Annotated in this window: 28 protein-coding genes; 17 read left to right on the top strand and 11 right to left on the bottom strand. The window is 70.5% G+C overall.

What is annotated here, in order from left to right:
• Positions 1-88: 88 nt before the first annotated feature.
• The 3 genes from BLV39_RS28825 to BLV39_RS28815 are packed head-to-tail and all read right to left on the bottom strand — an operon-like array spanning position 89 to position 2576.
• Positions 89-826, bottom strand: a complete 738-nt coding sequence (locus BLV39_RS28825; protein ID WP_090799714.1) for a hypothetical protein — start codon at positions 824-826, stop codon at positions 89-91.
• A 19-nt stretch (positions 827-845) separates the two neighbouring features.
• Complete coding sequence (locus BLV39_RS28820; RefSeq protein ID WP_090800764.1) at positions 846-1757, bottom strand: arginase family protein; 912 nt, start codon at positions 1755-1757, stop codon at positions 846-848.
• A gap of 33 nt (positions 1758-1790) precedes the next feature.
• The gene (locus BLV39_RS28815; RefSeq protein ID WP_090799711.1) at positions 1791-2576 is read right to left on the bottom strand and encodes a maleylpyruvate isomerase family mycothiol-dependent enzyme; all 786 of its coding nucleotides are present in this window, start codon (positions 2574-2576) and stop codon (positions 1791-1793) included.
• A gap of 166 nt (positions 2577-2742) precedes the next feature.
• Between BLV39_RS28815 and katG the strand changes: the two genes are divergently transcribed.
• Positions 2743-4983: a catalase/peroxidase HPI gene (gene katG, locus BLV39_RS28810; protein ID WP_176985121.1), complete on the top strand. Its 2241-nt coding sequence runs from the start codon at positions 2743-2745 to the stop codon at positions 4981-4983.
• A gap of 56 nt (positions 4984-5039) precedes the next feature.
• Here katG and BLV39_RS28805 read toward each other — a convergent pair whose 3' ends face one another.
• The 3 genes from BLV39_RS28805 to BLV39_RS28795 form a co-directional block, all read right to left on the bottom strand.
• A complete protein-coding gene (locus BLV39_RS28805) occupies positions 5040-5876 on the bottom strand; it encodes a hypothetical protein (RefSeq protein WP_090799705.1) in 837 nt (278 codons plus the stop codon).
• A 209-nt stretch (positions 5877-6085) separates the two neighbouring features.
• The gene (locus BLV39_RS28800) at positions 6086-6793 is read right to left on the bottom strand and encodes a VOC family protein (protein WP_090799703.1); all 708 of its coding nucleotides are present in this window, start codon (positions 6791-6793) and stop codon (positions 6086-6088) included.
• A gap of 34 nt (positions 6794-6827) precedes the next feature.
• The gene (locus BLV39_RS28795; protein WP_090799700.1) at positions 6828-7403 is read right to left on the bottom strand and encodes a helix-turn-helix transcriptional regulator; all 576 of its coding nucleotides are present in this window, start codon (positions 7401-7403) and stop codon (positions 6828-6830) included.
• 48 nt (positions 7404-7451) lie between these two features.
• Between BLV39_RS28795 and BLV39_RS28790 the strand changes: the two genes are divergently transcribed.
• From BLV39_RS28790 to BLV39_RS28775, 4 genes are read left to right on the top strand one after another with little or no spacing between them, the layout of a single operon-like run.
• Positions 7452-8249, top strand: a complete 798-nt coding sequence (locus BLV39_RS28790; RefSeq protein WP_176985120.1) for a class I SAM-dependent methyltransferase — start codon at positions 7452-7454, stop codon at positions 8247-8249.
• A gap of 56 nt (positions 8250-8305) precedes the next feature.
• Positions 8306-9451, top strand: a complete 1146-nt coding sequence (locus BLV39_RS28785; protein WP_090799693.1) for an acyl-CoA dehydrogenase family protein — start codon at positions 8306-8308, stop codon at positions 9449-9451.
• Positions 9448-10281 carry a phosphate/phosphite/phosphonate ABC transporter substrate-binding protein gene (locus BLV39_RS28780; protein WP_239083424.1) on the top strand — a complete coding sequence of 278 codons (834 nt, stop codon included), beginning with the start codon at positions 9448-9450 and terminating at the stop codon, positions 10279-10281. Before BLV39_RS28785 ends, BLV39_RS28780 begins: the two co-directional genes overlap by 4 nt.
• Positions 10278-11459: a hypothetical protein gene (locus tag BLV39_RS28775; protein WP_090799690.1), complete on the top strand. Its 1182-nt coding sequence runs from the start codon at positions 10278-10280 to the stop codon at positions 11457-11459. The genes BLV39_RS28780 and BLV39_RS28775 overlap by 4 nt, the downstream gene beginning before the upstream one ends.
• Position 11460: 1 nt before the next feature.
• Here the strand turns inward: BLV39_RS28775 and BLV39_RS28770 are convergent, their stop codons facing one another.
• Entirely contained in the window at positions 11461-11676 is a 216-nt protein-coding gene (locus tag BLV39_RS28770; protein WP_143049915.1) for a hypothetical protein, read from the bottom strand.
• Between the two features lie 142 nt (positions 11677-11818).
• Between BLV39_RS28770 and BLV39_RS28765 the strand changes: the two genes are divergently transcribed.
• A complete protein-coding gene (locus BLV39_RS28765; protein ID WP_090799684.1) occupies positions 11819-12334 on the top strand; it encodes a nitroreductase family protein in 516 nt (171 codons plus the stop codon).
• Here the strand turns inward: BLV39_RS28765 and BLV39_RS28760 are convergent, their stop codons facing one another.
• Positions 12335-13132: an SAM-dependent methyltransferase gene (locus tag BLV39_RS28760; protein ID WP_090799681.1), complete on the bottom strand. Its 798-nt coding sequence runs from the start codon at positions 13130-13132 to the stop codon at positions 12335-12337.
• A gap of 218 nt (positions 13133-13350) precedes the next feature.
• Here BLV39_RS28760 and BLV39_RS28755 point away from each other — a divergent pair, with 218 nt between their 5' ends.
• The gene (locus BLV39_RS28755) at positions 13351-14034 is read left to right on the top strand and encodes a DsbA family oxidoreductase (protein WP_176985119.1); all 684 of its coding nucleotides are present in this window, start codon (positions 13351-13353) and stop codon (positions 14032-14034) included.
• Positions 14035-14052: 18 nt separating this feature from the next.
• A complete protein-coding gene (locus BLV39_RS28750; protein ID WP_090799675.1) occupies positions 14053-14658 on the top strand; it encodes an isochorismatase family protein in 606 nt (201 codons plus the stop codon).
• Positions 14659-14700: 42 nt separating this feature from the next.
• Here the strand turns inward: BLV39_RS28750 and BLV39_RS28745 are convergent, their stop codons facing one another.
• Entirely contained in the window at positions 14701-15696 is a 996-nt protein-coding gene (locus tag BLV39_RS28745; RefSeq protein WP_090799672.1) for a saccharopine dehydrogenase family protein, read from the bottom strand.
• Between the two features lie 96 nt (positions 15697-15792).
• Here BLV39_RS28745 and BLV39_RS28740 point away from each other — a divergent pair, with 96 nt between their 5' ends.
• Positions 15793-16731, top strand: coding sequence for a helix-turn-helix domain-containing protein (locus BLV39_RS28740; protein WP_090799669.1), 939 nt, complete (start codon positions 15793-15795; stop codon positions 16729-16731).
• On the opposite strand, the gene BLV39_RS28735 is transcribed toward BLV39_RS28740, so the two are convergent.
• A complete protein-coding gene (locus BLV39_RS28735) occupies positions 16728-17414 on the bottom strand; it encodes a GntR family transcriptional regulator (protein ID WP_090799666.1) in 687 nt (228 codons plus the stop codon). The genes BLV39_RS28740 and BLV39_RS28735 overlap by 4 nt on opposite strands.
• Before the next feature lie 48 nt (positions 17415-17462).
• Between BLV39_RS28735 and BLV39_RS28730 the strand changes: the two genes are divergently transcribed.
• From BLV39_RS28730 to BLV39_RS28695, 8 genes are read left to right on the top strand one after another with little or no spacing between them, the layout of a single operon-like run.
• Positions 17463-18257: an FAD binding domain-containing protein gene (locus tag BLV39_RS28730; protein WP_090799664.1), complete on the top strand. Its 795-nt coding sequence runs from the start codon at positions 17463-17465 to the stop codon at positions 18255-18257.
• Between the two features lie 16 nt (positions 18258-18273).
• Positions 18274-18780, top strand: coding sequence for a (2Fe-2S)-binding protein (locus tag BLV39_RS28725; protein ID WP_090799662.1), 507 nt, complete (start codon positions 18274-18276; stop codon positions 18778-18780).
• Positions 18780-20156 (top strand): xanthine dehydrogenase family protein molybdopterin-binding subunit, encoded by a 1377-nt coding sequence (locus BLV39_RS28720; protein ID WP_090799658.1) that lies wholly within the window; start codon positions 18780-18782, stop codon positions 20154-20156. Before BLV39_RS28725 ends, BLV39_RS28720 begins: the two co-directional genes overlap by 1 nt.
• Complete coding sequence (locus BLV39_RS28715) at positions 20153-21172, top strand: xanthine dehydrogenase family protein molybdopterin-binding subunit (protein WP_090799655.1); 1020 nt, start codon at positions 20153-20155, stop codon at positions 21170-21172. The genes BLV39_RS28720 and BLV39_RS28715 overlap by 4 nt, the downstream gene beginning before the upstream one ends.
• Positions 21172-22038 (top strand): AAA family ATPase, encoded by an 867-nt coding sequence (locus tag BLV39_RS28710; RefSeq protein WP_090799652.1) that lies wholly within the window; start codon positions 21172-21174, stop codon positions 22036-22038. Before BLV39_RS28715 ends, BLV39_RS28710 begins: the two co-directional genes overlap by 1 nt.
• Positions 22025-23173, top strand: coding sequence for a vWA domain-containing protein (locus BLV39_RS28705; protein WP_090799650.1), 1149 nt, complete (start codon positions 22025-22027; stop codon positions 23171-23173). The genes BLV39_RS28710 and BLV39_RS28705 overlap by 14 nt, the downstream gene beginning before the upstream one ends.
• Positions 23166-24092 carry an amidohydrolase family protein gene (locus BLV39_RS28700; RefSeq protein ID WP_090799646.1) on the top strand — a complete coding sequence of 309 codons (927 nt, stop codon included), beginning with the start codon at positions 23166-23168 and terminating at the stop codon, positions 24090-24092. Before BLV39_RS28705 ends, BLV39_RS28700 begins: the two co-directional genes overlap by 8 nt.
• A gap of 27 nt (positions 24093-24119) precedes the next feature.
• Positions 24120-24395, top strand: coding sequence for a YciI family protein (locus BLV39_RS28695; RefSeq protein ID WP_090799643.1), 276 nt, complete (start codon positions 24120-24122; stop codon positions 24393-24395).
• Positions 24396-24560: 165 nt separating this feature from the next.
• Here the strand turns inward: BLV39_RS28695 and BLV39_RS28690 are convergent, their stop codons facing one another.
• On the bottom strand, positions 24561-25268 hold the full coding sequence (locus BLV39_RS28690) for a hypothetical protein (RefSeq protein ID WP_090799639.1): 708 nt from the start codon (positions 25266-25268) through the stop codon (positions 24561-24563).
• Between the last annotated feature and the right edge of the window lie 141 nt (positions 25269-25409).

Here is a 25409-nt window from a genome sequence, read left to right as displayed (position 1 = left end):
CGGAGCGCTAGGCCCGCAGCAGCCCGGCAGGGTGAGCGCTCAACAGCCCGACACGCCAGGTCTCTCAGGCGGCCGGGCTCCGGGCGGTTCAGGCGGCCGGGCCGAATACCTTCTCGAGGCCGGCACGTAGCTTGCGGTGTTGTGCCGGCTTCAGCGAGAGCTGGAACCGCAGCCAGCGGGCGCCATCGGCAAGGTCCAACTCGCCGGCCGCCTCGTCGGTGAAGTGCAGCGCCAGCTCGTCGGTGGACAGCGTCCACCCGCGCACGCCGGCCTCAAGGACCGCGTGCGCGGGCTCGAAGCAGACGGTGTCCGGTTCGTCCTCGTCAGGGTCCTGCTGAACGACGAGGCCGCGCCCTGTGCCGTCCGCGTTTTCGACCGCCCAGACGGAGAAGATGCCGTCGTTGGTGCTCGACCCGGCCAGCCGAAACGTGTCCGGCGGGCCGTCGGTGCACCACGGGCAGTAGACCGGCTCCGGCTCCGGCGGCACTGGCACAGCCCAGATCGCCTCGCCAAGCACGAACCGTCCCTGCGACGTGCCGGCCGCGTCCTGGGACATCTCGACGAGCCGTCGCCGTGGTCCGCGGTGCACCTCGTAGCCGAGCCCGTCGACATCGACCTCACCGCAGTAGGTCGCGGCGGTGTGCTCGGACCGGGCGTCCCGCGGCGTCACGGTGTAGCCCTTGCGGCCGGCGAGGAAGGCCCAGTGCTCGACCGCGCCCCGCCGGCCGGCCGGGTCGTCGCGTTCGCCGAGCCGCACGTCGAACAGCAGGGTGGACGGGTCCGGCAGCAGCTCGTTGAGCTTCCTCAGTTCCTCGAACGTCGGCACGCCGAGAGCATAGGAGCCGTCAACGGCTTACCTCCGGTCCGGCCAGGGCCTTGGCCAGGGTCGTCACGAAGTGGGGGAGAACGTCCGGTTCGGGCGCGTGGTCGGGGTTCACCTCGGTCAGCACGAGCCCGGCGAACCGCGGGCTGGACGCGAACACCGACAGGCTCGCGGCCAGCTCGGGTAGTCGCAGGCCGATCGGCTCGTCGCCCGAGTCCGGCACGTCGGCCAGGGGAGTGTCGTTGAAGGAGAGCACGTCGACGTCGCAGTGCACCACGAACCGTGGCCCCGCCGACTCGATCGCGGCACGCGCGCGCTCGGCGGCCCGCACCGGGTCGGCGTGCACCTCGTCGGCGTGCAGGTGGGTGATGCCGAGCGCGTTGAGCAGGTCCAACTCGACGTCGACAGCCGGCAGCGCATGCCCGTAGGACACGACTGAAGCGGCGGAGAGCAGCGGCGTCACCGGCCCGATGCCGGCGAGCGCCGGCACGTGGCCGGGGATGGCCAGCAGGTGGGCCAGGCCCATCGAGTCGAGGTTGCCGTTGGCCCGCGTGCCGGGGGTGTAGAGATCCGGCCCGCCGTCGACGTAGAGCAACGCCGGACCCATGCCCGCACGAACGAACCCGGCCACCACCCCGACGGTGATCGAGCAGTCGCCACCGATGACGAACGGCAACTGACCCGCCGCGAGGATGCGCTCGACCCCGGCCGCGGTGTCGGACGCGACCCGCGCGACGGCGTCGACGTTCTTGGCCGTGGGCCGCGATAGGTCAGCCCGCCAGCGGAAGCCCGGCACGTCGCCGTAGTCATGGACCCCGCCGACCAGCAGAGAAGCCAGCCCGGCGGCACGGAGAGCCGCCGGCCCCTTCTCCAGGCCTGGTGTGTGCGCGCCGGCACTGGACGGCACACCGAGCAGTCCCCACCGTTCATCCATGTCCGTGATGGTCACACGGGCCTACGACAACTTTCAGTCGGCGACGTGGGCGGTGTTGTCGAGCCAGTGCCGCACCAGATCGGCGTCGCCGTCGACGCTGACGTCCGTGGCTGAAGAGAGCGGGAGCCGTCGGGTCAAGGTCAGCAGCAGAGATCGCGCCGGGCCGGTCACCGTCACGTCGGCCTGCTGGCTCGCGTGCTGCCACGCCGCCCCGCCCGGCCGCCGCTCGACGAACCAGGCGCCCGCGTCGGTGGCCACCCACTGCAGGGTCTGCCCGCTGCCCCGGATGGCGTGTGCGGACTCGGACCGCAGCAGCTCCCAGGTGGGGGAGGTGAGCATCGCGAAGTGGTTGCTGATGAGCGTGCCCGCGACGTCAGCGTCGACCTCGAGCGGTCGGTCCGCCGCACCGGCCGCGTCGAAGCCGTGCACGACCGCCTCGTTGACGGAGCTGGTCAACCAGAATCGCGTCCCGGTCCGCTCGTCCCGCGCCGGGTTGAACACCGGCGCGTCGAGCGCGTCGTCGGAGCACGCGCTCGCGACCCGCCGCGCGGACTCCGCCAGCCACGCCGGCCAGGCGCCAGGGTCGGCAGGAAACACGGCCATCTCCGTGGGCAGCTGAGCCGGGTCGGTGATGCGTCGCTCGATGATCTCCGCGACCCAGTGTTGGGTCTGACCCACGTGCTCGACCAGGTCAGCGACGGTCCATTCGGAGGCCGTCGGCACGGCGGCCTCAGGTCCGGCCGCGGCGGCCGATTCCGCCATACGAAGGGTGTGTTCGACGATCGCTTGACGAGCCCGTTCCGCGTACAACTCGGTCATGTTGGATTGTCCTCTCCGGAGGAGAACATCCTCTCGGATGATCGCGAGCACCGCGAACAGTCAACGAACCAACGCCGCCAGTAATCTTGAATTGTTCCAGAATGTGGCCTAGCGTCATCGCGTACGGCGATCGGCCTCGTCGAGGCGCGGCTGCGGAAGGATGCGAATGAGCGACATACAGGACAAGGACCAGAGCGGCGGTTGCCCGGTCGCGCATGACTCCGTGACCGCGCACGGCAGCGAGAGCGAGAACCCGGCGATCGACGCGCCAACCCCGAAGAACACCAGGCCGCACACCAACCGCGACTGGTGGCCCAACCAGCTCGACCTCTCGGTGCTGCACGCCCACTCGGCCAAGGGCAACCCGCTGGGCGAGGACTTCAGCTACGCGCAGGCGTTCGCGTCACTCGACGTCGAGGCCATCAAGCGCGACATCGCCGAGGTGCTCACCACCTCGCAGGACTGGTGGCCGGCGGACTTCGGCCACTACGGCGGCCTGATGATCCGGATGAGCTGGCACGCCGCGGGCACGTACCGCATCCATGATGGTCGCGGTGGTGCCGGTGACGGCGGCCAGCGGTTCGCGCCGCTCAACAGTTGGCCCGACAACGCCAACCTCGACAAGGCCCGCCGTCTGCTGTGGCCGGTCAAGCAGAAGTACGGCCAGCAGATCTCGTGGGCCGACTTGCTCGTGCTCGGCGGCAACGTGGCCCTGGAGTCGATGGGCTTCAAGACCTTCGGCTTCGGCTTCGGCCGCCAGGACGTCTGGGAGCCCGAGGAGATCTTCTGGGGCCCCGAGGACACCTGGCTCGGCGACCGCTACGTCGATGACACCACGATGTCCGACAACGTCGGCGCGACCGAGATGGGTCTCATCTACGTCAACCCGGAGGGTCCCCGCGGCAACGCCGACCCGGCCGCGGCGGCGCACTTCATCCGCGAGACCTTCGGCCGCATGGCGATGAACGACGAGGAGACCGTCGCACTGATCGCCGGCGGTCACACCTTCGGCAAGACCCACGGCGCCGGCCCGGCCGACAACCACGTGGGCGCCGAGCCCGAGGGCGCGTCGATCGATGCGCAGGGCCTGGGCTGGCTGAGCAGCTACGCCAGCGGCAAGGGTGCCGACACGATCACCAGCGGCCTCGAGGTCACCTGGACCGACAAGCCGACCCAGTGGAGCAACCGCTTCTTCGAGATCCTCTTCGGGTACGAGTGGGAGCTGACGACCAGCCCCGGCGGCGCCAAGCAGTGGGTGGCCAAGGACGCCGAGGCGATCATCCCGGACGCGTATGACGCGGCCAAGAAGCACAAGCCGACCATGCTCACGACCGACCTGTCGCTGCGCGTCGACCCGGCGTACGAGCGGATCTCCCGTCGTTTCCTGGAGAACCCGGACGAGTTCGCGCTGGCGTTCGCCAAGGCCTGGTACAAGCTGCTGCACCGCGACATGGGTCCGGTCAGCCGCTTCCTGGGCCCGTGGGTCGCCGAGCCGCAGCTCTGGCAGGACCCGCTGCCGGCCGTCGACCACGAGCTCGTGGGTGAGGCCGACGTCGCGACGCTCAAGGCGATGGTCCTGGAGTCGGGCCTCACCACGGCCCAGCTCGTCTCGACCGCGTGGGCCTCGGCTGCGAGCTTCCGCTCCACCGACAAGCGCGGCGGTGCCAACGGCGCCCGGATCCGCCTCGAGCCGCAGCGCGGCTGGGACGTCAACGAGCCCGAGCAGCTCGCGACCGTCCTCGACACCCTCGAGGGCATCCGGCGCAAGTTCAACGAGGCCGGCGGCGCGAAGATCTCGATCGCCGACCTGATCGTGCTGGCCGGTTCGGCCGCGGTCGAGAAGGCCGCGCGCGACGCCGGTGTCGACGTCAGCGTCCCGTTCCGCCCGGGCCGCACCGACGCCACCGCGGAGCAGACCGACGCCGAGTCCTTCCGGGTGCTCGAGCCGCGCGCCGACGGGTTCCGCAACTACCTGCGTGCCGGGGAGAAGACCCAGCCGGAGGTCCTGCTGATCGACCGCGCGTACATGTTGAACCTGACCGCGCCCGAGATGACCGTCCTCGTCGGCGGCCTGCGCTCCCTCGGTGCCAACGTCGGCGGCGCCAAGCACGGCGTGCTCACCGACCGGCCGGGCCTGCTCACCAACGACTTCTTCGCCAACCTGCTCTCCCCGGGCACGCGGTGGAAGGCGTCGGAGACCGACGAGCACGTGTACGAGATCCGCGACGTGACCACCGACGAGGTGAAGTGGACCGCCACCGCGGTCGACCTCGTCTTCGGCTCCAACTCGCAGCTGCGGGCGCTGGCCGAGGTCTACGCGAGCCAGGACGCCGGTGAGCGGTTCGCCACCGCCTTCGTCGCCGCCTGGACGAAGGTCATGGAGCTCGACCGGTTCGACCTTTCCTGACCCACTAGAACGGATGAGCCCGGCCGGTCCCAGCAGGGATCGGTCGGGCTCTCCGTCTATTTGCTGGCCAGCCGCTGGTACGCCTCGATCAGGTGCTCGACCTCGGACTGCACCGCGAACGCCGGCGCCGTCGACTGGTCGATGTAGCCCTGCACGGTCTCGACCACCTCGTCGGCGCATGCCCGAATCGCGGCCGGCGATGCGCCCGAGTCCTGGCCGTACACCGTGTATGCCAGGTAGTCATCGACGGAGACCTCGAACCCGTCGGTGCCTACCCCGCCTCCCCAAAGGATTTCGCGGCCGTCCTTGACGACCGCGTGGACGGAGTAGCGCCAGACGTATACGGCATCGCCGCTCGCGGCGGGGCCGATCGTGACCGAAAGCGCGTCGACGCTGCGCGGTTCTACCGCGAAGTTCTGCGGCCCGGTCGCCGACCACTCGCTGGTCGGCGGGACGGGGAAGCGGAACTCGTAGTTGAGCGTGGGAGCTACCCCGCCTCCCCCTTCAGTGGCGCAGGCTGGCACCATCAAGACCTCGTGGACGACCACCTTCAGCCCGGTCAGGACGAGCGGGTTGTCGCCGGTGTTGCGCAACGTCAGCACGAGCGGGCGAACCTTGACGGGTTTGGTGTCCGGCTCCGGCGGGTCCGCGGTCGGAGCCCCGGGTTCCAGCATGCCGGTCACCTCGACTTCGGCCGCCTCCTGCCCGTACTCCATCTCGACGAGTTCGAGCAGATCGTCAGCGGGCGTCTCCGGCCGGGCCGGTTCTGACGTCGGCGGCGGCAGAGTGGGCGTGCTGGTCGTGGCGTCACTGACTCGCTTCGGGTCGGAGGACGGTCCACACTGGGCGATCCCGAAGACCACCGCGATCAGTGCGCTGGCGATCCCGGCCACCGCACCGACGGCATCCCACGGGCGATGCGGTCGCCGCCGTCGTGGTCGGGGCGGAGTCCGCCCGGTCGCTCCACCTGTCCCGGTCACAGAAAGGGACGATAAGGAGCGGTCGACCACGCGGAGAAGACCCGCCCGGTCGCACCCTGTTGCCGACCCGACACGGACAGCGCCGATCATCCATTCACCAAGACCGGAACGGCGGAGAGTTTTCAGGTCAGGACGATGTCGACGCCCAGGTGCGGGTCCCGGAAAGGGATCCCCGCGCTCCCGGCGTACGCCACCCGGGTCACCGCATCGGTGCCCGTGAACTCAAGGCGGGCCGACGCGCCAATCCGGATCCGTACGTCCGACCCGCGGAAGATGAGCTCGCCCATGCCCGTGACCTGGCCACCAAGCAGCCGGAGCAATCCGACCGCGCGCGCCTCCTCGGTGGCCGGCAAGGTGACCGCCCGCAGCACGGCCGTCGTGGCGCCCGCCGGCGGCAGGTCATCGGGCGCGGCTGGCAGCGGTGCCGGGCCGGCCTGCGCGAGCTGCACCAGCGTGCCGCCGGCGTCCTTCGGATGGATGAACGCCTCGCTCCAGAACGGGTCGACGGTGCGTACGCCAAAGCAGGGATAGCCGGCCGCCGTCACCGCCTCCACCGCGGCCGAGAGGTCGGCCACCTTGAACGTCAGGTGGTGCAACCCAGGCCCTCCGCGCGACAGGAACCGCTCCACGAACGGGTTCTCGTCCGTCCGATGTGGCTCCAGCAGCTCCAGGCACATCCCGTTCGCGTAGCGCAGGGTGCTGAACCGGAAGCCCGGCGCGCTGCCGCTGATCGCCCACTCGCCACCGAGCTGGCCCCGGAACAGCGGCCACACCGGCCGCGCGTCGGTCACCGCGATCGAGACATGGTCGAGCAGGGCGGGTGGCATCATCCCGACAGCCTCCCGGACGGCCCACCGCGGCGCATCAGCCGTGCGCGTGAGCCTCGCCGTGCGGGCCGAGGTGGCTGCGTTCGCCCTCGTGGTCGAGGATGCACAGGATCTCGGCTGGGCCGCCGTGTGCGCCGAAGGCGTGGGGGACCATCGTCGAGAACTCGGCCGCCTCGCCCGCACCGACCAGGATCGTCCGCTCGCCGAGCCGCAGGACGATCGTGCCGGAGAGCACCGTGAACCAGTCGCGGCCCGGGTGCACGCGCAAGTCGTCCGGGACCTTGCGGCTGACCCGCATCTTGCTGACCGTCTGGCCCTTGTCGCGGGAGAGCAGCCAGGTGGTGACGCCGCGCGCCTCGTCGCGGTGGGGCCGGATCACCACGTCGTCGTCGCTGTCCGACTCGACGAGGTGGTCGAGCGTGGTGCCCAGCGCCCGGGCGATCGCGGTGAGCTGATCGAGGGCGATCCGCCGGTGGCCGGTCTCGATGCGGCTGAGCGTCGACGGGCTGAGCAGGCAGGCGGCGGCCAACTCGTCCAGCGACCAGCCCCGGGTGACCCGCAGCCCGCGGATCCGCTGCCGTACCCGGACCTCCACACCATCGTCTTGCTTCATACGCAAGAGCCTATGCCAAACCAGCAAGGCGCGGCTACCGTCGTACGCATGGAACACGACCACATGATCGAAATGCTGGACCTGGACGCCGAGGTCCTGGCCGACTACCACCGCGAGCTGATCGGCTGGGTCGGTCGCGAGGCCGCCGACCACCCCCGCGTCGTCGACATCGGCGCCGGCAGCGGCACCGGCTCGCTCGCCCTCGCCCGGGAACTGCCCGGATCGGAGATCACCGCCGTCGACGTGGACCCGGAGATGCTGGCCCACCTGCGCGACCAGGCGGCGAAGACAGGCCTCGGCGATCGGATCCGCACCGTCGAGGCCGACCTCGACCAGCCCTGGCCCGACCTCGGGCCCGCCGACGTGGTCTGGGCCGCCTCATCGATGCACCACATGGCCGACCCCAAGCAGGCGCTGGCCTCGGCGTACGCGGCCCTCCGGGAAGGCGGCCTGCTGGTGATCGCCGAGCTCGACTCGTTCCCGCTGTTCCTGACCGGCACCGCCGACGAGGAGGTCGAGCGACGCGGCCACGAGGCTGTGGCCCACCTGCGCCACGAGGCCGGCATGCACATGCACGAGAACTGGGGCGACCGGGCCACCCACGCCGGCTTCGAAGCGGTGACGCGACGGCACTTCGACATCGACCTGCGGCCACCGCTGCCGGCCGCCGCCGCACGCTACGCCGAGGTCACCCTGCACCGCATGCGCGAACGGCTGGAGGGGCGCCTGTCCACATCGGACCTGACCGCGTTGGACAAGGCCGTCGCGGGACTGGCCGGCCGAGACGACCTCAGCGTGCGCACCACCCGGACGGTGTGGCTGGCCCGACGCGGGCGTTTCGTGTAGCGACGTCCCCAAACGGGCCTTTAGGCTGGCAAACGCCGATCTGTAGGAGGTCCCGCTTGAGCACCGCGACCAGCACCGACTACCGCGCCACCCTCGAAGCGGTCATCGCGACCACCATCGCGCCCGCGGCCGCCGAGGTGGACCGCACCGGCGCCTACCCCCGCGCCGCCCTCGACGCGCTCGGCGAGGCGGGCATCCTCGGCCTGCTGTCGGCGACCGAGGTCGGCGGCCGGGGAGGCACCCTCCTCGACGCGGCCGACGTCGTGGAACAGCTCGCCTCCGCCTGCGGCTCCACCGCGATGGTGGTGCTGATGCACTACGCCGCGACCAGCGCGCTGGAGGCACACGGCCCCCGCGAGGTCCGCGCCGCCATCGCCCGTGGCGAGCACGTCAGCACCCTGGCGTTCTCCGAGGCCGGCTCGCGCAGCCACTTCTGGGCGCCGATGAGCACGGCACGAGGCGACGGTACGACCGTGCGCCTCGACGCCCGCAAGAGCTGGGTCACCTCGGCCGGTGAAGCCGACAGCTACGTGTGGTCGAGCACACCGCTGGCCGCGGACGGACCGATGACGCTGTGGCTCGTCCCTTCGGAAACGGCCGGCCTGCGGGTCGCCGGGCAGTTCGACGGCGTCGGCCTGCGCGGCAACGCGTCCAGGCCGATCGTGGCCGAGGGCGTCGAAGTGCCGCGCGAAGCCATGCTCGGCGACGACGGCGCCGGCCTCGACATCGCGCTCGGCACGGTGCTGCCGGTGTTCCTGACCGGCAACGCCGCGTTCTCCGTCGGCCTGACCACCGCGCTGCTCGACGAGGCCGCGACGCACCTGACGAACACCCGCCTGGAGCACCTCGACCAGACCCTCGCGGAGCAGCCGGTAGCGCGGGCCGAGTACGCCCGACTGCGTACCCGGGGCGACGAGGCCCGTGCCTTCCTCGCCGACACCCTGGTCGCGGTCGCCACCGGACGGCCCGATGCGACCCTGCGCGTGCTCCAGGTCAAAGCGGTCGCGTCGGAGGTCAGCTCCGAGGTTGCCGACGGAGTGATGCGGCTGTGCGGCGGCGCCGCGTTCCGCAAGGAGCTCGGTGTCGAACGCCGGTTCCGGGACACCTTGGCCGCTCGGGTGATGGCGCCGACCACGCCGGCGCTGCGTGACTTCGTCGGCCGCGCGACGCTGGGCCTGCCGCTCTTCGACGAGGCGCCGTGACGGACCTCGTGATGGGCGCGGTGGCGTACGACCCGAAGGTCGTCACCATCTGGGAGGGCTTCCGGCGGTGGCTGCGTGACAGCGGGCTGCCGTTCGACTTCGTGCTCTACTCCAACTACGAGCGGCAGGTCGAGGACCTGGTCGCCGGACGGATCCACGCCGCGTGGAACTCGCCCCTGGCCTGGGTGCGCGCCGAGCGACTGGCCGCCGCCGAGGGCCACACGGTGCGCGCCGCCGCCATGCGCGACACCGACCGCGACCTGACGTCGGTGGTCGTCGTCCGCTCCGGCCCGGACGTGAAGCTGGCCGATATTCGTACCGTCGCCGTGGGTGCGATCGACTCACCACAGGCCACGTTGATCCCGTTGGCCCACCTGCGGGCGGCGGGTGCGGCCGACCTGACCGTCCGCCGGTTCGACGTGGGCGTCGGGCTGCACGGAGACCATGTCGGCGGCGAGCGGGACGCGGCCCGTGCGCTGGCGGCCGGCGAGGTCGACGCGGCGTGCATGATCGACGCCAACCACCTCGCGTTCACCCAGGAGGGCACCCTGCCGCCGGGTACGCGGATCATCGCCCAGACGGCCCCGTACGACCACTGCAACATGACGCTCGTCGACACCGCGCCGGCCGATCTGGCCGACCGGTTCGTCGGACTGCTGCTGTCGATGTCGTACGCGGACGCCGAGGTCCGTCCGTTGCTCGACCTCGAAGGGCTGAAGGTCTGGCAGGAGGGCCGGACCAGCGGGTACGCCCAGTTGGCGGCGGCGGTCGACCAGTCGGGCTTCTACGACGCCAAGGGCCAGGTCACGGCGGCCGACTACGCACCATGACGCGGCTCGACCTCGAAGGGCTCGGTTTCGCGCAGGGCGCCCACATCCTCGTGGAACGCGCCCTGCGCGGCCTCCCGCCCGGGGACCGGCTGCACGTCGTCGGGCACGATCCGGCGCTCGCCGTGCACCTGCGCGGGTGGTGCCGGAGCCGCGGACACGTCTTTTCGGCCGACCAGCACGGCAGCCTGGTCTCGCCGGGACCCGCGGAGCGCCAGCGGTGGGCCGGCGCCGAACGGGCCGGTGGACCCCGCCCGGACGGCATCGTTCGCCGACCGCCACCGCACTGGGGCCTCGCCGCCCGTGGCGCGCTGGTGGAGGCCGGCGGTCCGACCCCGGTCGGGTTCGACATCGCCGACCGTGACGTGGTCTGGGCCGACCTCGCGCCCCGGCTGTACGCGCACGCCGCGGCGGCCCAGTGGGACCCGGCGGTCGCGGTCGACTGGTCGGCCGCGACTGAGCTTCCGGAGGACATCGAGGCCGCGGTCGTCCAGGTGATGACGTACCTCGTCGAGAACGAACAGGCGGCCCTGGTGATCCCGGCCCGGCTGCTGGCCCGGATCCACCCACACTTCCGGGAGGTCCAGCAGCTCCTCGCCGTCCAGGCCGCCGACGAGGCCCGGCATATCGAGGTCTTCAGTCGGCGGGCGTTGCTGACGGGCAGCGAGCTGGGCACCTCGTCGGCGGGTGGTCGTGCTTCGCTGACGAGCCTGCTGTTCGAGGCGGACTTCTCGCTGGCGTCGTTCCTGCTGTCGGTCCTGGGCGAGGGCGCTTTCCTGGCGTTGCTCGCCTTCCTGGACGAACACGCACCGGACCCGGTCACCCGCCAGGTCACCCGGCTGGCTCGGGTCGACGAGGCCCGGCACGTGGCGTTCGGGGTGGCCCACCTCGAACACCAGGCGGCGCTGGACCCGACGCTGCGCGGGCGGCTGCGGGCCGCGGTCGAACGACGCCATGACGCCCTGGTCGACACCGCGGGCCTCAACGCGGACGTCTACGACGCGCTCGTCGTGCTCGCCGCCGGGGAATGGACGCCGGCGGCGATAGCCCGGGGCTACGCGGCAGTCCAGCGACTCCAGGCGGCCATGGACGACGGCCGCCGGCAACGCCTGGAACGGCTCGGTTTCCCACCCGACGAAGCTGCGGAACTGTCAGCGCTGCACACCCGCAACTTCATGTGACTCAGCCGCTGCGGCGGCTGCCGTAGTTGCGCGGAGGCTGGAAGGTGCCGCCCTTGCCGGTGAAACCACCCGCGCCGTGCTGATGGGCCTGGCCGGTCTTGCCCTTGCCCTTGCCCTTGGCGGCGCGACGCTCGGCCCGGTTGGCGAAGGTCGGAGTCTCCTCGACCGCCTCGTCCTCCGGCGTCTCGTCCGGCGTGGTGTTCTCGTCGTCGGACATGAAATTCTCCCGGGTCATTGCAGTGCACGGTCAGTTACAGCGTAGCTTGCCGCCTTCAGAGGGGTCCGCTCTGCCACGGCTGGTCCATCGCCAGACCCTAATTCCGCCTTACCGGGCCGGCATTCAAATAAAATGGGAGCTGATGGAGACATGGGATGCGATCCGGGCCAGGCGGAATGTTCGCGACTACACCTCCGACCCGGTGTCTGACGAGCAGTTGACCCAGATCGCCGAGGCCGGGTGGCGGGCGCCGTCGGCGTCCAACGGTCAGCATTGGGACTTCGTCCTCGTGACCGACCGTCAGCAACTCGCCGAGCTCGCCACGGTGTGGCCCGCGGCGGGCCATATCGCCCGGGCGGCGGCGACCGTCGCGTTGGTGCTGCCGGTGCCGGCCGACGAGCGCCAGCGGCTGCTGGACCAGTACGACCTGGGGCAGGCCACGTACGCGATGATGCTCGCCGCAGCGGATCTTGGCATCGGCACGGGGCATTCCGCGGTGGGCGACCAGGCCAGGGCCCGCACGATCCTGGGCGTGCCGGAGACGCACGAGGTGGCCTATCTGCTCGGCGTCGGCCACCCCGCCGACCGGCCGCTGCGGCCCGTCAAGCGCCCCAACCGCCGCCCGTTCGACGAGGTCGTCCACCGCGGCCACTGGTGATCAGGGCTTGCGGGCCACCCCACCGAACGCGTCGGTCCGCACCGGGTCCTCGTCGTCGGCGTGCCAGGCGGTGATCTGCGCCAGACCGGGCTCGACCAGGTCGAGGCCGGTGAAGACGGCGCCGAGGTCGGCGAGGCTGCGCAGGTGGTACTCGTCGCCGCCGCTCTCGACGAGCTTCTTCGCGCCCTCCACGACCGACGGTGTCGTGTCGGTGCTGTCCCAGAAGACCAGGTAGCTGCCCGAGACCGTCGCCGCCACCACACGGTCGATGATGGACCGGACCACCGCGAGGTCGGGCTCGTAGCCCATCACGCCCATGAACATCACCGCGATCGGTTGGGTGAAGTCGAGCGTGTTCGCGGCCTCGGCGAGGATCTTCTCGGGCTCGTAGTAGTCGGCCTGCAGGTAGGTGACCTGGTCGTTCGAGCCGGCCTCGCCGAGCAGGGCCCGGGCGTGCACGAGCACGAGCGGATCCTTGTCGACGTACACGATGCGGCTCTCGGGCGCGATGTCCTGCGCGATCTCGTGGGTGTTCTGCATGACCGGCAGGCCGGTGCCGATGTCGAGGAACTGCCGGATGCCCTGCTCGGCGGCGAGGAAGCGCACCGCACGGGTCAGGAACTGGCGCGACTGGCCGGCCATCAGTCGAATCTCCGGATAGACCCCGGCGACGGCGTCCCCGGCCGCACGGTCGGCGGGGTAGTTGTCGGTCCCGCCCATCCAGTAGTTCCACATGCGGGCCGCGTGCGGGATGTCGGGCTGCAGCTGTGCCGTGAGGTCGGCATCCGAGATCGTCATGCACAAACTCCTATACGAGGGCGAGGCTGCGCCGATCGTACGGTCTCCGGACCGAAGTGCAACGTCCCTATTGGACCGACGGCCGTCCTCCGATCCGAGTGACCGCCGGCACATCTAACCCACCCCGCTGTTTAGGCACATTCATGTGCCTTTTGTGGCTCCACGATTCTTCTGCATCATGGGGCTACGAACGGAAAGTGAGAATTGAGGTGGGTGCCATGAAGATCGAATTCTGGTCGGACATCGTCTGCCCGTACTGCGGGTTGATGGACCACCGGATACACCAGGCGCTGGGCCGGCTTCCGTACGGCGATCGGGTCCAGGTGATCCACCGGTCGTTTCAACTCCATCCTGACCTGCCGCGCGAGGGCGTGACGCAGCGCGAGTTGATCAAGATGGCCGGCGCACCCCCGACGACCGTGGACCAGGTCCTTCGGCCGATCGAGCGGCAGGCCAAGGAGGAGGGACTGACGCCCTACCGCGCGGTCGACCGCACGCTCGGACCGACGGATCTGGCGCACGAACTGCTCGCGTACGCGACGGACCAGGGCCGCGGCAACGAGGTCTGGACGGCGATGTTCCGGGCGCACTTCGGGCAGGCCCGCAAGCTGTGGACGGAAGACGAGGTCCTCGATTTCGCCGCAGACGTGGGTCTGGAGGGCGCTGCCGAAGCCCTGCGCAGTCGTCGCTACCGGGGCCGGGTCGACGCCGACCAGCGCCAGGCACTGCGGCTCGGCGCCCGCGGCGCGCCGTTCCTGGTGTTCGACGGCCGGTTCGCCGTGCCCGGGGCCATCGGGGCCGGCGACCTGCGCGCGATCATCGACCGCGCGTGGAACGAGAGCAACCCGCTGCCGGTGGTCGGTGGCGCCGACGGCGTGTGCACCCCGGACGGGTGCGACTAAGAGAAGGAGAAATCAACTATGACCAACCTGAAGGCGCAGGACAGCGCCCTGATCCTGATCGACCACCAGGTCATCTCGATGGGGTTCATCAAGACACAGGAGCCCGAGACGGCCAAGCTGAACAGCGTCACGCTGGTCAAGGCGTCGCAGGTCCTCGGCCTCCCCAACGTCTGGACCAGCAGCACCGAGGACGACAACAAGGACTGGTGGATCCCGGAGCTGGCCGACCTGCACCCCGCAGCGCACGCGAAGCGGGTCAAGCGGACCGGCATCATCGACTCGTGGGACGACCCTGAGTTCCGTCGCGCCGTCGAGGCGACCGGGCGCCGGACCTTGATCATGGCCGGCACGACCAACGACGGCTGCCTGATCTACACCGCCATCAGCGCCAAGGAGGCCGGGTACGACGTGTACGCGGTGCTCGACGCCGGCGGTTCGGTGTTCGAGATCTCGGACAACGCGGCGAACCTGCGGATGGCGCAGGCCGGCGTCAAGCTGACGACGACGGCCGCGATCCTCGGTGAGCTCGCCAAGGACTGGGCCACGCCGCAGGGAGCCGAGATCCGCAAGCTGCTGGCCGAGAACCTCACAGCGGCGATCGGTGGGTTCGGACTGTCCAAGTAGGAGCGATCGGCAGGCTGGGCGCCCAGCCTGCCGGCGCGCGCGTCACGAGATCCGCAGGTGCGCGGACAACGATCGAAGGAAGTCAGGAGCGTCGAACATCGCACCGGCCGAGGCGACGCCGGTCGTCCGTGTCCGACCGTCGAGGATCCTAACGACCGCCTCGACCGCCAGCGGTGCGCTGAACGCGTAGATGTCCCGGCCGCTGGCGACGATGCGCCGCGAATCGTCGCCGCGGCGCACGACGACGTCGACCGTGAAGGTCTGCGCCGACTGTCCAGAGTCGTCGACCGCGGCTGGCCCGGCCGCGTCAGGGGCAGCCAGGTCCGCGGCCGCACCGGCGGTCATGTACGTGCGCACCTCGGGGATACGCAGATGGCTGGGCACGGTGACGACATCGGCCATCGTGAAGTCGCCGAGCACAGTGCGGCGCCCCAGCGGCGCCGGAAAGTCCCACTCCTGCCTGGGCAACTCTGCCGAGGAGACGTAGTACTCCAGCTTGCCCCCGGTGAAGCGGACCCGCTGGCCGGCGCGTCGATCCCGCGAGACGGTCCCGGAGGCGAGCGTTCCCGGGGTGGGATGCCAACTGCTCAGCCCGTACGCGACGTCCACCGAGTCAGCCGAAGTCCAGTCGCCCATCGCGGTCGTGACCAGCAGATCACCCAGCCCGCCGAAGAACGCCATCGCCGGCACCACCGCGACGCCCGCGCTCTCGGCGAAGTGCGTGAACGTGTCGACGTTGGCCTCGATCTCGGCCGCTACGTCCACGTACGGGATCCCGGCACGAAGCGCCGCCGAGATCACGGGTGCGGCGGTCGAGGCGAAGGGGCCGGCGCAGTTGATGACCGCGACCGCGCCCGCCAACGCCGCGTCGAGCGAGGCCTGGTCGTCAGCCGACGCGACGCGCCACGGGAGGCCCGGTGCCGCCAACCTGGCCGCGTCACGACCGAGGAGGAGCGGGTCGAACCCGCGCGACATCAACTCCGCCACCACGAACCGTCCAGTGTGTCCATACGCGCCGAACACTGCCACCGAAACCATCTGAACCCCTCCAAGCAAGATTGACAAGGACGATCCTCCAGCAACCGCCGGCCCCGGGGGAGTGTCTGGAACGACAAGCACCGTACAGTTTCGGACATGACCACGATCGCGCTCGCCGCCACCGACGGGATGCTGCATTTCGAGATCGCGATGGCCTGCGAGATCTTCGTCCGCGACCCGTCGGGCCTGGCCGACCCGTGGTACGACCTGATGATCTGCGGCCAGGGCCCCACCGGGGTCGGCCGGTTCCGCCTGGAACCCGACGCCGGGCTGGACCACCTCGCCCAAGCCGACACGGTCATCATCCCGGCCGTGGAGGACGTGGACGCGGACCTGCCACCCGAGTTGATCGACGCCGTCCGAGCCGCTCACGCCAACGGCAAACGGCTGGTCTCCCTCTGCACCGGCGCCTTCGTGCTGGCCGAGGCCGGGGTGCTCGACGGCCTGCGCGCCACCACCCACTGGGCCCACACCGACGTGCTCGCCGAGCGCTATCCCCGGGTCACGGTCGACCCGGACGTGCTCTACGTCGACAACGGCGACGTGCTCGCCTCCGCCGGCAAGGCCGCCGCGATCGACCTGTGCCTGCACCTGATCCGGCGTGACCACGGCTCGACGGTCGCCAACGCCGTCGCGCGCCGGCTGGTCGTGCCGCCCCACCGCGCCGGCGGCCAGGCCCAGTTCGTCACCACACCGGTGCCCGCCCGCGACGACCACCCGCTGGCCAACCTGTTCCCGTGGGCGATGACCCGGCTCGACCAGCCGCTGACCGTGGAGGACCTGGCCCGCCACGCCAACATGAGCTCGCGCAACCTGGCCCGCCTGTTCAGGTCGGCGACCGGCACCACCCCGCTGCAATGGCTCTCGACACAGCGCGTCCGCCGGGCACAGGAGCTGCTGGAGAACACCGACGACAGCATCGACGCCATCGCCGAGGCGGCCGGCATGGGCACGGCCACGACGCTGCGCCGACACTTCCACCGCACGGTCGGCGTGGCGCCGGACGCCTATCGACGCACCTTCAACACCGACTAGGGGAAGCGCACCGCCCGGGCGGCGCCGTGCATGTCGTGGGGGAGGTCCGCGTACGCCCACTGGTGTGCCCGGGTGTGCAGGCAGGCCGCCTCCACATCGCCGGACTCCAGCACCGCCAGAAGCTCGGAGTGCTCGTCGGCGACGTGCGACAACAAAGGCTTCGTCACCACGAGCGCGATGGCGGTACGCGACTCGATCTGCAGACCCTCCCAGGCCCGCTCCAGCAGGAAGTTGCTGCCGGCCAGCACCACCCGGCGGTGGAAGCGCGCGCTGGCGAGGCCCATGGCCCGCACGTCGTCCACGGCCGCGCACCGGTACATGTCGTCGACGTCGGCGCGCATCGCATCGCGGGGAAGCCGGTCGTTGAGCATCACGAGCCGGGTCGCGGCCTCTTCCAGCGCCGCGCGCACGACGTACGCCTCCCGGATCGTCTGTTCGACGAACGGCAGCACATGGCGCCCGCGCCGCGGGCGGCTCTCGACCAGGCCAAGGCCTTCCAGTTCGCGCAGGGCCTCGCGTACGGGGGCCTGGCTCGTGCCGAAGTCCGCGGCGATCCGGGTCTCGATGAGCCGTTCGCCGGCCTTGAGCTCACCCGAGACGATGAGCTCCACCAATCCGTCCCGGATGCTCTCGCTCAGGGTCGGCTTCGACGGGCGGGCCGTCGGCGACTCGTTGACCAACATAGGAGAGACCGTATACGTTCATTATCGATATCGATAAAGGGGGCGCGCATGTTGACCGAGGTTCACGTCCCCGACGACGTCTCGGCCGCGGTGAGGCTGATAGCCGGAGGAGCCACGGCGATCGGCGGCGGGACCAGTGTGTTGCCGTGGCTCAACGACTACGCCTCGCCGCCGACAGAGCTCGTGAGCCTGCGGCGCACGGGGCTGGCCGGCATCCGCGTGGACGGCCAGACCGTGGAGCTCGGCGCCGCGACCACCCTCGCGCAGGTCGAACACGACGAGCGACTGGCAGACCTGAACGCGGTCGTACGCAGCATCGCCTCGACGCCCGTGCGCACCCTGGCCACCGTCGGCGGCAACCTGTTCGCCCGCCAGCCACACGGCGACCTCGCCGTCGCGCTCGTCGCGCTCGACGCCCGGGTCACGCTCGTCGACGACACCGGGAGCCGCGAGCTGTCGGTGGAAGAGCTGGGCGACCAGCCTTCCGGGCTCGTCACGACCGTCACCTTCGAGCGCCCGCAGCCGGGCACCTTCAAGTACGTCAAGGCCGCCCGCCGCCGCTACAACTCCGCCTCCCTGGTCACAGTCGCCGCCACGGTCACCGAGTCCGACGGGATTGTCACCGGTGCCCGAGTCGCACTCGGCGGCGTCGGCCCGCGCGTCATCCGGGCGCACGCCGTCGAGGCGGCCCTCGTCGGCCAACCGCTGACAGTCGAGACGGTGCGCGCGGCAGGGGAGGCCGGCCGCGGCGAGATCGAGCCGGCCGACGACGCCTACGCCTCCGCGTGGTACCGCACCCGCGTCTTCCCCGTCCACCTCCGCCGAGCGCTGCTCGGCCGCTGATAGGGAAACAGACCCCATGCCCCTCAGGATCGTCAATGTCAAGGTCAACGGCGTCGACCAGGCGTTCATGGCCAAGCCGGACACCACGCTGCTGCTCGCCCTGCGCGAACAGCTCGGCTTGATGGGTGCCAAGCGCGGATGCGCACAGGGCGCCTGTGGCTCGTGCACGGTCCTGCTCGACGGAGCGCCCGTGGTCTCCTGCCTGGTGCCCGCGGCCACCATCGACGGCGCCGCCGTGGCGACGGTGGAGGGGCTGGCCGACGGCCAGGAGCTCAACGACGTCCAGCAGGCGTTCGTCGACGGATTCGCCACCCAGTGCGGCTTCTGCACGCCCGGCATGATCATGTCCGCGGAGGCGCTGCTGGCCCGCAATCCCGACCCGACCGCAGACGAGGTCAACGAGGCGATCAGCGGCAACGTGTGCCGCTGCACCGGCTACGCGCCGATCGTCAGCGCCATCCTCGAGGCGGCGCGGCGCCGCCGCGATCGTGCGGGCACGGCAGAGCAGGAGGCCACGCGCTGATGGCACGCATCGACACAGAATATTTCAGGGACGAACGCGCGTCGGACTTCAAAGTCATCGGCACCGCGGTCCAGCGGTCGGACGCGCTCGGCCACGTCACCGGGCGCACCGAGTTCATGGAGGACCGGACCTTCCCTAACCTGGCCCACCTCAAGATCCACCGCTCGTCGCACCACCACGCGCTCATCAACGACGTCGACTACTCCGAGGCGCTGAAGGTCCCGGGCGTCCTGCGGGTCATCACGTACAAGGACGTTCCGGAGAACTGGTACGGCGTCCTGCGGCTGATCGGCATCGGACCCGACGACGAGCCCGTGCTGGCCGAGGACCGGGTCCTCTACAAGGGCGAGCCGATCGTGGCCGTGGTGGCCGACTCCGAGGCGGCCGCGCTCGAAGGCGCGAGCAAGGTGAAGGTGACCTACACCGAGCTGAAAGCCGTCCTCGACGTCGAGGAGGCGATGCTCCCGGACACGCCCGTCTTCAAGCGGGCGGGCACGAACTACTTCGTGTACGAGGGACACCACGCACGCCGGATCCGGTTCGGTGACGTCGAGGCCGGCTTCGCCGAGGCGGACCACATCTTCGAATGGCGCTACAGCTCGGCCCCGATCGAGCACGCGCCGACCGAGACCACCGGCTGCATCGTCGTGCCGCAGAGCGGCGGCCGCCTGCTGATCCACAGCAACACCCAGGCCGCCTTCTTCACTCTCGACAACACCGCGCTGACGCTCAAGCGGCCGTTCACCGACCTCCAGGTCAAGGGCGGCACGGTCGGTGGCGGCTTCGGCGGCAAGGTCGACGTCATGGTCGAGCCGCTCGCCTGCATCGCGGCCGCGATGACGAACCGGCCCGTCAAGTTCGTCTACAGCCGCGAGGAGGAGATGCAGGTCTCGTCGCCCCGGGCGGCCGAGCGCATCTACATCAAGGACGGCGTCATGAACGACGGGCGGATCATCGCCCGCAAGATCATGCTCTATGTGGACGCCGGCGCGTACGCACGCCACTCGCCCTACGGCGCCACCAAGGCCGCCGCGCACCTGCCCGGCCCGTACACGATCCCGAACGTCTATGCCGACTGCCACTGCGTCTACACCAACCGGACCCCGTCGAGCGCCATGCGCGGGTTCGGGGTCACCATCGCCGACTTCGCCATCGAGTCGCAGATGGACCAGGTGGCGCGGGCACTGCACATCGACCCGCTGGAGTTCCGGCTGCGCAACGCCTACCGCGACGGCGATATGAAGGCCCACCGCAAGGTCGCCTCCGGCACCGCCCTGATCGAAGTCATCCAGCGGACCGCCGAGCTCGTCGGGCACGAGCTACCGGAGGAGTACCGGGCCATGTCGTCGTCCACACCGAGAGGAGCCGGAGCATGACGCTGCTGTACGGCCGCGGCTACGCCTCCGTCAACTACCCCACGGGCATGAACCTCGGCGGTGACCCGTCGCAGGCCCTGATCCACGCCACCACCATGGGCGGCTTCGTGATCAGTCTGTCCTCCGTGGACCTCGGACAGGGACTCAAGACCGTCGTCGCCCAGTGCGCGGCGGAGACGCTGGGCATGCCGATGGAGCAGATCATCGTCGACACCGCGGACACCGACACCGGACCGCACTGCATGGGTACGTTCGCCAGCCGCGGCACCCACCGGGTCGGCAACGCGGTCATCATGGCCGCCCGCGAAGCCCGCGAGGTGATGCTCCAGGTGGCCGCCGACGAGCTCGAGGTCGACGCCGGCGACCTGGAGACCGACGGCTCGGGCTACGTGCGGCTCAAGGGCAGCCCGGCCAAGCAGATCCACATCTCGGACATCGCGCTGGCGGCCCACTTCAAGCAGGGCAAGTCCATCTCCGGGCGGGGCATGTTCCTCAAGGAGCGCAGCTACCCGGTTCCGGAGACCGGCGAGATGGACCCGGACTCGTGCCAGGCACACGCGTGCACGGTCGCCGACGTCGAGGTAGACGACGAGACCGGTGTGGTCACCGTCCTGCGCCTGCACAACACGTACGAGATCGGCCGGGCGCTCAACCCCGCGATGGCCACGCAGCAGGTCGAGGGCGGCGCGTGGATGGGCGTCTCGCACGCCATCTTCGAGTCCACCGAGCCGTACTATCCGGCGTCGCGGGCACACGGACCGGTCGACTTCTCGGAGTACCTGATGCCCGGCTCGGGCGAGATCCCGGAGCAGACCAGCGTCATCCTGGAGCGCCCGGCGTCCAACGGACCGTTCGGTGCCAAGGGCATCGGCGAGATGACCGCCAACGCCCCGATCCCGGCGATCGCGAACGCGATCTTCGACGCCTGCGGTGTGCGCCTCACGACGATGCCGTTCACCCCGGAGTCGGTCCTACGTGGACTCGACGCCCTCCGCGACGGCGAGCCTGTCGCCTGATGCTGCTCGACCACACCGCCCTCAGCCAACAACTCAAGGACCGACGGTACTTCGCCGACGAAGGACTGCTGACCGCAGTCCGGCTCGCGATCGCCCTCGGCCGGCCGTTGCTGCTCGAGGGCGAGCCGGGCGTCGGCAAGACGCAGATCTCGCACGTGCTGGCCGACGCCCTGGGCCGCGAGCTGATCCGGCTCCAGTGCTACGAGGGCATCGACGTCTCGCAGGTGCTCTACGAGTGGGACTACCCCAAGCAGCTTTTGAGCCTGCGGGCCGCGGAGGTCGAGGGCACTCCCGTCGGCGACCTCTACGCGGGCGAGTTCCTGCTCGAACGCCCACTGCTGCGCGCGCTGCGCAGCGAGGCCGGCGCCGTGCTGCTCATCGACGAGATCGACCGGGCTGACAGCGAGTTCGAGGCCTTCCTGCTGGAGTTCCTCGACAACTTCCAGATCACCATCCCGGAGGTCGGCACCATCGCGGCCGCCGTGCCCCCGCTGGTCGTGCTCACCTCCAACCGCACCCGGGAGTTGCACGACGCGCTCAAGCGGAGGTGCCTCTACCACTGGATCCCGTTCCCGGACCCGGAGCGCGAGCGGGCCATCGTCGAGGCGCAGACACCCGGGCTCAGCGCCCGCAGCGCCGCGCAGCTCGTGCGGTCGGTCAACGTCATCCGTTCCCTGGGGCCGCTCAAGCGACCCGGGATCGCCGAGGCCATCGCGTGGGCGCAGGGCTCGCTCGCCCTGGCCGACGAGGGCGCGGAATGGACCGACGCCCTGCGCGCGTCGCTGGGGTTGGTGCTCAAGAACGCCGAGGACGGGGCACTGGTCTCGGCGCGCGCGGCTGAGGTCTTCGGCGATGACGACCGCTGAGTTGATCGCCCGCACGGAAAACCACCTGTTTGGTTTTCTTCGGGGCCTGCACGACGGCGGCCTGCGCGTCCCGGCCGACAAGCAGAGCCAGTTCTTCGCCGGCATCGAGACCCTCGCGCCGTCGACCACCGGCCAGCTGTACTGGATCGGCGCCGCCACCCTGGTGACCTCCGAGCCCGAGCGCCACGTCTACGACGAGGTGTTCCGGCGGTTCTTCGGCCTGACCGCCGCCGACGCCCTGGTGGTCACCGACGAGCCCGCCGACGAGAGCGCGGACGAGGACGAGCCGACCTCTATGCCTGGATCGGGCGAGGCCGAGGACGTCGTGGCCGACGCGGCGGGGGCCGACGGGCTCGCGGCCAGCAACGTCAGCCCCGAAGGCGTGCGGCGCTTCGCGGCCACCACACCGCGCTCCCACGAGCTCATCCGGGAGCTCTGCCGCGAGCTGCCCCGGGCCGTCCCGACGACCCGGTCCCGGCGCCGGCGCCCCGGTGGCCGCCGGCAACGGGTGGACCTGCGGGCGATCTACCTGGAGTCCCGGCGTACCCATGGCGAGATCATGCGGCTGCACTGGCGCCACCGCCCGCAGCGGCAGCGCCGTGTGCTCCTGCTCGTCGACGTCTCCGGTTCGATGAAGCAGCACAGCGCGGACTACCTGCGGTTCGCGTACGCCGTCGTCGCGACCTGCCCCCGGGCCGAGGTCTTCACCTTCGGGACGCGGCTGACCCGGGTGACCCCTTCGTTGCGGACGTCCGACGTGGATGGTGCGCTCGCCGCACTGGCCCAGGTCGTGCTCGACGCCGACGGCGGCACCCTGATCGGCACGAGCCTGGCGACGTTCCTCGACGACTACGCGAACCTGGCCCGCGGCGCCCTCGTGCTCGTCCTGTCCGACGGGCTCGAACGCGGCGACTGCACGGCGATGGTCGCGGCCACCCGCCGGCTGTCCCTGCTCGCCGCCCAGTTGAGCTGGTGGTCGCCGCTGGCCTGCGACCCGGCCTACCGGCCGCTGACGCGCGGGATGTCGGCCGTACTCGCAGATCTCGATGCTCTGACCGGGGTGGACGGTCTGGAAACAGCACTGACCGCGGTGCGTGGGAAGTTCGCGACGACGCAAAGGAGCGCGCATGTCTGAGGGCTCGCTGTCCGAGGGCTCGCTGTACGCGGGCGACATCGTCGACTCGCACCACCATGTCTGGCGCCAGGCCGACATGCCGTGGCTGTCCGGGCCGATGGTCCCGCGGATCTTCGGACCCTACGAACCGATCCGGCGCGACTACCTGATCCAGGAGTACCGCGACGACGCGGCGGCGGCGGGCATCAGGACATCGGTGTACGTGCAGCCGAACTGGCCGCTGGACCGCGTCGTCGACGAGGTCCGCTGGATCGCAGAGCTGAACGAGCGCACCGGCTGGCCGATGGCCATGGTGGGCTGCGCGGACCTGTTCGCCGAAGACGCGGTTGAGGTCATGCGGGAGCAGCAGGCGATCAGCCGGCTCGTGGTCGGCACGCGCCTACAGCTCCACTGGCACGAACGCCCGGAGTTCCGCTTCGCTTCGGGCCCGGACACGATGAAGGACCCGGTCTTCCGGGCCAACATCGCAGCCCTGGCGGACCTCGGCTGGCTGTTCGAGCTCCAGGTGTTCTCGGGCCAGATGCACGACGCGGCCGAGCTCGTGGCTGCGAACCCGTCGGTCACGTTCGTGCTCGTACACGCGGGAATGCTCACCGACCAGACCGACCCGGCCGTGGTGGCGTCATGGCGGGCCGGCATGCGGGAGTTGGCGGCCCTCCCGAACGTCGTGGTCAAGCTGACCGGCCAGGGCACCTTCGTCCACCGCGTCGACCCTGACCTGATCCGGTTCGTCGCTGACGAGGTCCTCGACGGATTCGGCTCGTCGCGGGCGATGTTCGGCACGAACCTGCCGGTCGAGAAGCTGTGGACGACCTCGGCCGAGCTGACCCACGCGTGGAAGCAGGCACTGCGCCACCGCACCGAGGACGAACAAGCTGACGTCTTCTCCCGTACGGCCCGCCGGGTCTACGGGCTCTGACCCCGCTAGCGAAAGGCTACAAAGCAGATGGCCCACTTCATCCTCACGTACGGGTACAACGACACCCCGCTGCGCGCCGAGAAGCGCCCCGACCACCTGGAGCACCTGGCCAAACTGAAGGCGGACGGCGCGCTCGTGCTGGCGGGCCCGCTGGCCGACCTCAGCGGCGGCATCATCGTCCTGGCGGCCGACGACCTCGCCAGCGCGGAGGCCCTGGTGGCGCAGGACCCGTACACCCAGCTCGACGTCACCAAGGACCGCGCCCTGAAGGAATGGAAGATCACCATCGGTCTCCCGGACTGACACGTCGGTCAATGCGGAAAGGCCCGGGGAGTGCGCTGCACACCCCGGGCCCGAAAGCCCAGGTGTCGTGCGGGGACCGAGGTGTGTTCGAGGAGCCGACGTGTTTTCGCATGTGCGTACATGGAAGAACATGTGGGCTCCCAGGAGATGCCACCGCCGGGCGGTTCAGCCGTAGACAGCCGTATCCACTGTCAGCGCCGCGAGGACGGCTGAGACGGCGACCGTCGTTCGTGCGGTTATGGCGGCACGTCGGTCGAGCCATCCGGTGGCCGCCAGTGCGGCGCCCCACGGCAGCGAGTAGGTCAGCGCGTACTGGCCCAGGCTCGTGATGTCCGTGTCGCGGAAGGCCGCGCCGAGTGCGAGCGGCAACCCGACCGCCACGACGGCTCCGACGGCCACGGGCCGAAAGCGGGCCGGGCGCAGCAGCGTGCGGCAGTCGCTGGGCTCCTGCCAGAGCAGCCCGACGGCCACGCAGATGGCGACGGTCGCACAGATGGCGACCGAGGCCGCGAAGGTCACCACCGTGGCGAGGTTGTGGGTGGCCATGCCGCCGGCACCCCAGGCGTTGAACCAGTCTCTGGCGGCCACGATGCCGTACCCGGCGGCCTGCGCACCGGCGATCGCGGCCACCACGGCGGCCTCCCGGACCCACCCCGGCCGTCTCATGACGACCAGGCCGGCTCCGGCGAGCGCTACCAACAGCGGCCAGATCGCGCCCGGATAGATCCAGCTGAGCAGCGTTTCGGTGCCGTACCACCTGTTGTTCACGCCCGGCACGGCGGCGGAGCCGGCGGCGCCGAGCGCGCAGACGACGATCAGCCCGCCGGCCACCGACCTGGTCACCGACAGGTCGCGGCGCACCTCCTGCGTCATATCCATATCGGGACTAACGGCGTCGCGTGCGATCCTGTCGCGGTGTATCGAAGTCGCACGCCACGGGTGTTGGGCGGCATCACGAGGATGGCCCGCACGACGTAGAACGTAGCCGTGTCACATCCGGGGCCGCGGTGGTGC

This window comes from Asanoa ishikariensis, from assembly GCF_900107455.1.
Classification (GTDB): domain Bacteria; phylum Actinomycetota; class Actinomycetes; order Mycobacteriales; family Micromonosporaceae; genus Asanoa; species Asanoa ishikariensis.
Note: the sequence above shows the minus strand (reverse complement) of the source record. Positions and strands in the feature narration are given on the sequence as shown.